The organism is Micromonospora sp. I033, from assembly GCF_053890995.1.
Genome location: NZ_JBSSLX010000217.1, coordinates 1 through 9,411, shown reverse-complemented (window position 1 = coordinate 9,411; position 9,411 = coordinate 1). Strand labels below are relative to the sequence as shown.

Here is a 9,411-nt window from a genome sequence, read left to right as displayed (position 1 = left end):
GCCGCGCCGGTGCCCGTCCATGATCAGGGCGGGCACCACGAGGGCCAGCAGCACGCCGCGCAGCAGCGCCCGGAACAGCCCGATCCGGCCCCCGTCGGCCCAGGACAGGCAGCGGACCCGGGTGACGTACATGCCGGGGGTCTGGGCGAAGAGGCCGAGGAACAAGCCGTACTCCAGGATCAGCACCAGGACCGGGGCCCAGCCGTCCCGGACCGGGTCGGCGAAGATGTTGGCGATCAGCAGGCAGAGCACCCAGTCGATGACCAGGGCGCCGAAGCGGCGGCCGAGGCTCGGGGGCGTGAAGGTCGGGTCCGCGGCGGGCGGCACCGGCACGGCGGCGGTATCGGTCACAGCGGTCAGGGTAGCCAGCGACCGGTCCGGGGCCGGGGGCGGTTCCGCACCACGCGGCGAACGGGACCAAAGCCATCAATCAGCGCCAGACCGGCGCAACGGGTATCGTCCCAGTGGACAGCCGGAGGCGGCTGAGCGGCCGGGATGACGCTGCGCGAGGGACGTAACACGGCGGAAACAGAGGAGACACGGCCGGGCAACCCCACGGCCATAGCGTCGCCAGGTAGCCAGCCACCGGAGTGGACCTGCCAGGAGGACGTGTGTTCGCCAATCCCGAGGAACTCCTGCGATACCTCAAGAACGAGGACGTGAAGTTCGTCGACGTACGTTTCTGTGACCTGCCCGGCGTGATGCAGCACTTCAACCTGCCGGTCGAGTCCTTCGACGACAGCGTCTTCACCGACGGCCTCGCGTTCGACGGTTCGTCGATCCGTGGCTTCCAGGCGATCCACGAGTCGGACATGCTCCTGCTCCCGGACGTCGCGACCGCCTTCGTCGACCCGTTCCGCGCGCAGAAGACCCTGGCGCTGAACTTCTTCATCCACGACCCGTTCACCCGCGAGGCCTACTCGCGTGACCCGCGGAACGTGGCGAAGAAGGCCGAGGCCTTCCTGGCCGCGAGCGGCATCGCCGACACGGCCTACTTCGGCGCCGAGGCGGAGTTCTACATCTTCGACTCGATCCGCCACGAGACCTCCGCCCACCAGTCGTACTACTACATCGACTCGATCGAGGGCGCCTGGAACTCCGGCCGTGAGGAGGAGGGCGGCAACCGCGGCTACAAGACCGCCTACAAGGGCGGCTACTTCCCGGTGCCGCCGGTGGACCACTACGCCGACCTGCGGGACAGCATGGTCCGCCGCCTGATCGACGCCGGCTTCACGGTGGAGCGCTCGCACCACGAGGTCGGCACCGCCGGCCAGTCGGAGATCAACTACAAGTTCTCCACCCTGCTGCACTCCGCCGACCAGCTCCAGCTCTTCAAGTACCTGATCAAGAACGAGGCCTGGGCCGCCGGCAAGACCGCCACCTTCATGCCGAAGCCGCTCTTCGGCGACAACGGCTCCGGCATGCACACCCACCAGAGCCTCTGGCTGAACGGCGAGCCGCTGTTCTACGACGAGACCGGCTACGCCGGCCTCTCCGACACCGCCCGCTGGTACATCGGCGGCCTGCTGCACCACGCGCCGTCGCTGCTGGCCTTCACCAACCCGACGGTCAACTCCTACCGCCGGCTGGTGCCGGGCTTCGAGGCGCCGGTCAACCTGGTCTACTCGCAGCGCAACCGCTCCGCGTGCACCCGGATCCCGGTCACCGGCAGCAACCCGAAGGCCAAGCGGGTCGAGTTCCGGGTGCCGGACCCGTCCAGCAACCCGTACCTGGCCTTCTCCGCCATGATGATGGCCGGCCTGGACGGCATCAAGAACAAGATCGAGCCGCCGGCGCCGATCGACAAGGACCTGTACGACCTGCCCCCGGAGGAGTGGGGCGACGTCAAGCAGGTCCCGGGCTCGCTGCCCGCCGTGCTCGACGCCCTCGAGGCCGACCACGACTACCTGCTCGACGGCGGCGTCTTCACGCCGGACCTGATCTCCACCTGGGTGTCGTGGAAGCGGGCCAACGAGGTCGACCCGGTGCGCCTGCGCCCGACCCCGCACGAGTTCGCCATGTACTTCGACTGCTGAGCCCGATCAACGGCGGTCATGCCGGCTCACAGCCGGCATGACCGCCGTTTCGTGTCGACCGAGCTGCTGATGTTCATGCATCAGCTCGACGAAGGCGTTCGGCTGCCTGCGCCCGCAGCGCATCTGCGCCCGCCGGGCTGCCACCGCACAGTGCCATCTCCCGGACGTTGTACGCAGCCATCCACAAGCTGGCCGCCCACGCGATCTCCTGCTCCACGGCCGTGAACAGGCGCCCTCGAATGTCCTGGTAAGCCACCAGGAACGCCTCGGAGCTTCTGATCGGCGCCAGCGTGGGCGGCCCGTCACTGGCGAACGACCCGCTCGCCGCTCCCACCAGCGCCGCCTCCGGCTGCCACGCCAGGCTGTCCCAGTCGTGCACCGCCCACACCTGCCAACCCTGCCACCGCAGGTTCTGCGCCTCGAAGTCGGCGTGGCCGAGCACGCACGGCAAGCCGGCGGCGAGCAGCCGCCCCCGGGCCCGCTCAGCCGTCTGGACAATGTGCGCGGACACGACACCCTGGTCCCGGCTGTCGAGAAAGTCGATTGCCGGCCACACCCCGGAATCGGTGTGGTCCCAGCGCACCCAGGGCGGATTCGGCAGCGGCGGCGCGACCGTCACGCCGGCAAGTTCGGCCATCAGCCGGGCGAACACCTCCGCGCAGCGCATGGCCATGTCCGGCGAGTCCCCGTGCAACACCTCGCCGCCGGGCCGGTACTCCTCGGCGTGCACGGCCAGCGCACCGACACCGACCACCGGCGTGAGCGGCCGGGCACACGCAAACCCGTGCTCAGCCAGCCGGGCCTGCGCCGCGACACACGACGAGGCCCGGCCATCGTCGGCGCGCGCCTTGACCACGACGTCCCTGCCATCGGCCAACCTCAGACCGAACACCGTCGAGACCTGTTGCGACCGGAACAGCACGCCGGCGGGTTCGCCGCCCAGATGGTCAAGACACCAGGCCGGCAACCAGTCCGGCAACTCGTCCAGCGGCACACTCAGGACTGTGCCACAGGCACCGAACGTGCTCAGCCGGCGGTTTTGGCGATGATGCGTTCCATCTCGTCCCGACCGAAGGCCCGCAGGGTCGTGGTGCGGACGTTGCCCGCCCCGCCGAGCTGCAGGAGCGCCGCGGCGGCGGTCTCGTCGTCGGGCGCATCGACGACGGCCACGACGTCGTACGGGCCGACGGTCCAGTGGATGCTCGTAAGCTTCGCCCCGACCTTCTGGGTCGCTGCGGCGAAGGCCTCGGCGCGCTTCGCGGTCTCCTTGTAGCCTCGGATCCCCTGATCGGTCCAGTTCAGCAACGCGATGTACGTCGGCATGGCCCCTCACCTCCACGAAGAGATCTCATCGTAAGGTCAATTTCGGGCATAACGGGTCGAAGTTGGCGTCCCGGAACGGCTCAATTCAGCGGGCGCGGCGGGCCCGGATGGCGGCCACCCCGACCGCCACCACGAGCGCGGTCATCAGGATCGCCCCCGGCGCCTTGGTGAACCGGGCCAGGTTGGTGCCGTCCGGCAGGGTGAGCACCGCGGCCACCGCGCACGGCGCCACGATCCACACCGTCCGCGCCACCGCGACCGTGGCCACCGCGAGCAGGGCCAGCGGCCAGGTCGCGTACCAGGGGTGGAAGACCGGGGCGAGCAGCACGGTGGCGGCCAGCGCCAGGCCGGCCCCGGCCAGGGCCACCCGGGGCCGGACGGCGTTCAGCCGGGCCGCCCGCTGCCGGACGTCGCCCAGCCGGCGTAGGGCCCTCCAGGCCCGCCACCAGAGCACCACCAGCAGCACCGCGAGCCCGGCCAGCGCGACGGCCCGGACCACCGGCACGGCCTCCGGCTCCCGGCCGCCGAGGGCGGCCGCGTAGTCGATCACCAGACCCACCGCGGTCGGCGGCGACGTCCACTGCTCCGAGTCGCCGCTGCGGGCCAGGCCGCGCACCCAGCCCAGGCCCAGCCCGGTGGCCAGGCTGGTGACCACCAGCGTGGCCAGCACTCCCCCGGCCAGCCAACCGCCGTCGCGCAGCAGCGCGCGCCACGTGTAGCGGCCCAGCACCCCGGCCAGGACCGCGAACGGGAGCACCACCACGGCGACCGCCTTGACCGCCACCGCGAGCCCGAGCAGCACCCCGGCGACGACCAGCGCCCGCGGCCGGCCGGGCCGGCGGACCAGCACCAGCAGGCCCCACAGCAGCAGCCCGAGGCCGACCGCGTCGTTGTGCGCGCCGGCCACCAGGTGCACCCCGACCAGCGGGCAGGCCAGCGCCAGCCACGCCGCCCGCCGGGTCGGCACGCCCACGGTCCGGGCCAGCCCGGGCAGGCAGAGCGCGGCCAGCAGCACCCCGGCCACGGCCACCACCCGCAGCAGCACGAGCGCGCCGGCCAGGCCACCGCCGAGCAGCACGGCCAGACCGGCCAGCAGCACGAAGAACGGACCGTACGGGGCCGGGGTGTCCCGCCAGATCGGTGACACGCTCTCCGCCCACGGGCAACCGGCGGCAACCACCCCCACCCGGTACGGATCGACCCCGTGCGTCCAGGACCACCCCTGGCAGGCGTACGAGTAGACGTCCCGGCTGCCCAGCGGCGGCGCGGCCAGCAGCGGCAGCAGCCAGAGCCCGGCGGTCAGGTACGCCCACCGGCCCGACGGGGCGCCCCAGCGCAGCGACCACCAGGCCCCGACCAGCAGCACCGTGCCGACCAGCCAGCAGCCGAGCACCGCCGGCCCGTGCGGGGCCCGCCAGGCGTCGCCGAGGCCGGTCACGGCGGGGGTGTCGGGCAGCGCGCCACCGAGCCACCCGGCGAGGGTCAGCAGCACCGCGCCGGCGAGTCCGGCGTACCGGGCGAGCGCGGCGGCCACCGGCCGGACCGGTCCGTCGGGCTGCGCGCCGGGCTCGCTCACCGGCACCTCTCCTCAGTCGGCTCCTCGGTCGGCGGGGACCGGCCGGCGGGCCTCCCGAGCCGAACGTACCAACCGGACCACCACCACGATCACCAACAGCGTCATCAGGGGTGCGCCGGGCATCTTGGTCCACCGGGGCAGCCCGGTGCCGTCGGCCAGCACCAGGAACGACGACACCAGCGCCACCAGCGAGAACCAGCCGGTACGGCGGGCGGTGGCGGCGAGCACGGCGAGCGGCCAGGTCCAGTACCAGGGGTGGAACAGCGGCGCGAGCGCGACGGTCGCCACCAGCGCCAGGCCGGCGTGCCAGAACGGATCCTCGCGGCGCAGCGCCCGGAACCAGAGCCAGACCAGCACCGCCACCAGGGCCACCACGGCGATCCCCCGGGTGACCGGCAGCGCGTCGACGTGCGCGCCGAAGAGCGCCGCCACGTACCCGGCGCTCTGGCCGACGGCGGTGGGCGGCGAGGTCCAGGCCACCACCAGCCCGCCCTGCTCCAGGCCGCTGATGAAGCCGAAGTTGAGGCCCGCGGCGAGGGTCACGGCGACCACGGCGGCCACCGCCGCGCCGACCACCCACGCGCCGTCGCGGACCAGCGCCCGGATCCGGTACGGCCCGGCGATCGCGGCCAGCGCGGCGAACGGCACCACGACCAGCGCGGTGACCTTGACGGCGGCGGCCAGGCCGAGCAGCAGTCCCCCGGCGAGCAGCGGCAGCGGCCGGCCCGGCCGGGCGGCCACCACGGCCAGCCCGGCGGTGAGCAGGCCCACCATGAGCGCGTCGTTGTGCGCCCCGGAGACCAGGTGCACGGGCACCAGCGGGCAGGCCAGCGCCAGCCAGAGGGCCCGCTGCGGCGGCACCCCGCAGCGGCGGGCCAGCACCGGCAGGGCCCAGGCGGTCAGCGCCACCCCGGCCACGGCGAGCAGCCGGAACAGCGCCACGCTACCGGCCAGCGACCCGGCGGCCGAGACGACCGCCCCGGAGAGCACCACGAAGAGCGGCCCGTACGGTGCCGGGGTGTCCCGCCAGATGTAGGAGATGGTGTCCAGCCAGGGGCAGGGCAGCGCGGACACGCCCTGCTCGTAGGGGTTGATCCCGGCGGACCAGCTGGCACCCTGGCAGGCGTAGGCGTACGCGTCGCGGCTGCCCAGCGGCGGGGTGAACAGCATGGGCAGCAGCCAGAGCGCGACCGTGACGAGCACCCAGCGGGTCGACGGCGCCCGGTCGCGCAGCGACCACCAGGCCCAGCCCAGCAGGGCGGTGCCGACCAGCCAGAGACCGATGATCAGGGGGCCGTTCGGGCCCTGCCAGATGCTGACCGGGGTGGGGCGCAGTTCTCCGTGCGGCAGCGCGCCGCCGAGGTGAGCGGCCACGGCGAGCAGCACCGAGCCCGCCAGGCCGATCCAGCGCGAGAGGTGGTGAGGCACGCCGGACATGCTGCCAGTACGGTGGGTCGCGATCAGGAGGTGGGCATGCGGGGCGGTCGGGTGGTGGCGGTGTCCGCCGCGTCCGCGCTGGTCCTCGCCGTGCTGTATCTCACCCTGCCGGCCACCGGCAGCGACCTGTCCGCCCAGGTGGCCCGGGCCGGCTTCTTCGCCGAGCACGGGCCCGCGCTTGTCGACCTGCGCTGGTACGGCGGGGTCCACCCGTGGGGCTACAGCCTGGTCTCGCCGCCGCTGATGGCCCTGCTCGGGGTCCGCCCCACCGGCGCGCTCACGCTGGTCGCCTCGGCCGCCTCGTTCGCCGCCCTGCTGGTCCGGACCCGGGTGCCCCGGCCCCTGCTGGGCAGCCTGGTCGGGGTGCTCACCATCGCCGGCAACCTGGTCTCCGGCCGGGTGACGTACGCCCTCGGGGTCGCCTTCGGCCTGGCCGCGCTGCTCGCCCTGACCCTGCCCGGCACGGCCGGCCGCGCCCGGTGGTCGCGCGCCGGGCTCGCCGCGCTGGCCGCCCTGCTCGCCTCGGCGGCCAGCCCGGTGGCCGGGCTCTTCGTCGGCCTGGCCGGCGTCGCGCTGCTGCTCACCCGCCGGTACGCCGACGGCCTGCTCCTCGCCGTGCCCGCCGCCGCGCCCCTCGCGGTGACCGGGCTGCTCTTCGGCGAGGGCGGCTGGATGAACATCAGCCGCACCGACACCCTGCACGCCGTGCTGACCAGCCTGCTCGTGGCGGCGCTGGTGGCCTACCGGCCGGTCCGGGTCGGAGCGCTGCTGTCGGCGGCCGGGGTGCTGGCCGCGGCTCTGCTGCACACCCCGGTCGGCCTGAACGCCACCCGGCTGGTGGTGATGTTCGCGCTGCCCGTGCTGGCCGCCGCCGCGACGCTCCCCCACCGGCTGACCGACCGCCTGCCGAGCCGCGCTGTGGCCCGGCCGGTGGTGCGACGGCGGGTGGCCGGGGCGGTGGCGCTGGCCGCCGTGCTGGCGGCGGTGTGCTGGTGGCAGCCGCCGGTGGTCACCGCCGACCTGCGCAGCGCGGACGACCCCACCGCCGACCCGGCGTACTTCGCGCCGTTGCGGGCGGAGCTGGACCGGCGCGGGCTCACCGGGCGGGTGGAGGTGCCGCCGACCCGCAACTACTGGGAGGCCGCCCACCTCGGCGAGGTGCCCCTGGCCCGGGGCTGGCTGCGCCAGGCCGACATCGCCCGCAACCCGCTCTTCTTCACCACCGTGCCCGGCGCGTCCGGCACCGGCGTCCCGCTGACCCCGGACACCTACCGCACCTGGCTGACCGAGAACGCGGTGCAGTACGTCGCCGTGCCCGACGTCGAGCTGTCCTGGGTGGGGCGGCCCGAGGCCGAGCTGGTCCGGGCCGGCCTGCCGTACCTCACCGAGGTCTGGTCCGGCCCGCACTGGCGGCTCTACGCCGTCGCCGACCCGACCCCGCTGGTCGGCCCCCCCGGCGAGCTGGTCCGCCAGGACGGCGCCACGGTGACCTTCCGCACCCCCGGCCCCGGCCGCGTGCCGGTACGGGTCCGCCACGACCGCTGGCTGACCGTCACCGGCGGCGCGACCCTCGCCCCGGCCGGCGAGTGGACGACGGTGACCGTCCCACGAGCCGGCACCTACACCCTCGGCGGCTAACCAGGGCTCGTCTGTCAAGCCGCCAGGACCTTGATGACGTGAACGGCTCAGCCGGCCCCGCGCCCGCACGGACCGGGGCCTCCGGAGTCGGCGGGCACGGCCCGGTCACCACCCGGATCACCGCGCCGTGGTGGGAGTGGTGATCCATCTGCGTCATCAAGTTCGTAGGCGTCGGCGAGTGAGCGGGCGACCCCGCTGGGGACCGGAGAGCGCCTTTCGAGCTGATGTCGCCGACGACTCACCACAGCCGGGATCCCGCGCCGGGTGACGGCCCCGGGTGACACGGCTGAGTCGTTTGCGGCATCAGCTCGAAAGGCCCGCGTGAGCACAACCCGCTCGGCCGCGCCGGCGTCCGGCGGCCGAGAACCCGCGACCCGTCCGACACCGCCGTGCAGTCGCCGGGGAGGCGACAAGCCCGAGCGACCAGCCCGAGGTCGATGCGCAGCGCAGCGTCCCGCGGAGGGGCGGCAAGACCGGGCAGGTCGGGGTCGGCGGGTCAGGCGGGGGCGTCGAGCACGCGCTCCATGGCGGCGCGGGAGCGGCGGCCGGCGCGCAGGTACTCGTCGAGGAACTCGCCCGGGTCGTCCGCGCCCAGCAGCCGCACGACGCCGGCCAGCTCCACGCCGTGCCGCGGCAGCTGGTCACCGGCCCGGCCGCGGACCAGCATCAGCGCGTTGCGCACCTGCGCGGCGAGCGTCCAGCCGGCCGCCATCTCGGCCGCGTCGTCGGGATCCACCAGGCCGGCGTCCCCGGCCGCCGCGAGGGCGGCGAGGGTGCCGGTGCCGCGCAGCGCGGGCAGCCGGCCGGCGTGCCGGAGCTGGAGCAGCTGCACCGCCCACTCCACGTCGGCGAGCCCGCCCCGCCCCAGCTTGGTGTGGGTGGCCGGGTCGGCGCCCCGGGGCAGCCGCTCGGTCTCCACCCGGGCCTTGATGCGGCGGATCTCCACCACCTGCTCGCGGGTCAGGCCGTCGCCCGGGTACCGCACCGGGTCGATCATCGCCGCGAACTCGGCGCCCAGGTCGGCGTCGCCGCAGACGAACCGGGCCCGCAGCAGCGCCTGCGCCTCCCACACCTTGGACCAGCGGGCGTAGTACTGGGCGTACGCGGCGAGGCTGCGCACCAGGGGGCCCTGCCGGCCCTCGGGACGCAGGTCGGCGTCGACCCCGAGCGGCGGGTCGGGGGCCGGCGCGGAGAGCAGCCGGCGCAGCTCCTCGGCGATGGCGTGCGCGGCGGCCGCGGCGGCCGGCTCGTCCGCGCCGGCCGGCGGGTCGTAGACGAAGAGCACGTCGGCGTCGGAGAGGTAGTTGGACTCGCACCCGCCCAGCCGGCCCATGCCGATCACGGCGAAGCGCAGGCCGGGCGGGCCGGGCCGCGCTTCGCCGTGACCGGCATGTGCCTGTC

General features: G+C 74.4%; 8 protein-coding genes. 2 read left to right on the top strand and 6 right to left on the bottom strand.

The window, feature by feature from the left end; translation table 11 throughout:
* Positions 1-351, bottom strand: a 351-nt coding sequence (locus tag ACW0Q9_RS25820) for an RDD family protein (protein ID WP_456185593.1), incomplete at its 3' end; no start/stop codon positions are given.
* Positions 352-611: 260 nt separating this feature from the next.
* On the opposite strand from ACW0Q9_RS25820, the gene glnA reads away from it, so the two are divergent.
* Entirely contained in the window at positions 612-2,036 is a 1,425-nt protein-coding gene (gene glnA, locus ACW0Q9_RS25815; RefSeq protein ID WP_456185591.1) for a type I glutamate--ammonia ligase, read from the top strand.
* 73 nt (positions 2,037-2,109) lie between these two features.
* Here glnA and ACW0Q9_RS25810 read toward each other — a convergent pair whose 3' ends face one another.
* The 4 genes from ACW0Q9_RS25810 to mptB (ACW0Q9_RS25795) form a co-directional block, all read right to left on the bottom strand.
* A complete protein-coding gene (locus ACW0Q9_RS25810) occupies positions 2,110-3,030 on the bottom strand; it encodes a hypothetical protein (protein ID WP_456185589.1) in 921 nt (306 codons plus the stop codon).
* Between the two features lie 32 nt (positions 3,031-3,062).
* Complete coding sequence (locus tag ACW0Q9_RS25805) at positions 3,063-3,359, bottom strand: GYD domain-containing protein (RefSeq protein WP_456185587.1); 297 nt, start codon at positions 3,357-3,359, stop codon at positions 3,063-3,065.
* A gap of 85 nt (positions 3,360-3,444) precedes the next feature.
* The gene (gene mptB, locus ACW0Q9_RS25800) at positions 3,445-4,935 is read right to left on the bottom strand and encodes a polyprenol phosphomannose-dependent alpha 1,6 mannosyltransferase MptB (protein ID WP_456185585.1); all 1,491 of its coding nucleotides are present in this window, start codon (positions 4,933-4,935) and stop codon (positions 3,445-3,447) included.
* 12 nt (positions 4,936-4,947) lie between these two features.
* Complete coding sequence (mptB, locus tag ACW0Q9_RS25795; RefSeq protein ID WP_456185583.1) at positions 4,948-6,363, bottom strand: polyprenol phosphomannose-dependent alpha 1,6 mannosyltransferase MptB; 1,416 nt, start codon at positions 6,361-6,363, stop codon at positions 4,948-4,950.
* A 45-nt stretch (positions 6,364-6,408) separates the two neighbouring features.
* Between mptB (ACW0Q9_RS25795) and ACW0Q9_RS25790 the strand changes: the two genes are divergently transcribed.
* Complete coding sequence (locus ACW0Q9_RS25790; protein ID WP_456185581.1) at positions 6,409-8,010, top strand: hypothetical protein; 1,602 nt, start codon at positions 6,409-6,411, stop codon at positions 8,008-8,010.
* A gap of 496 nt (positions 8,011-8,506) precedes the next feature.
* Here the strand turns inward: ACW0Q9_RS25790 and ACW0Q9_RS25785 are convergent.
* Positions 8,507-9,411 (bottom strand): [protein-PII] uridylyltransferase family protein (locus ACW0Q9_RS25785; RefSeq protein WP_456185579.1); only part of this gene is annotated, 905 nt, incomplete at its 5' end.

Bases quoted from the DNA above. Each gene is read 5' to 3' on its own strand.
- ACW0Q9_RS25805 (WP_456185587.1), bottom strand. From the start codon at position 3,359: ATGCCGACGTACATCGCGTTGCTGAACTGGACCGATCAGGGGATCCGA.
- ACW0Q9_RS25790 (WP_456185581.1), top strand. From the start codon at position 6,409: ATGCGGGGCGGTCGGGTGGTGGCGGTGTCCGCCGCGTCCGCGCTGGTC.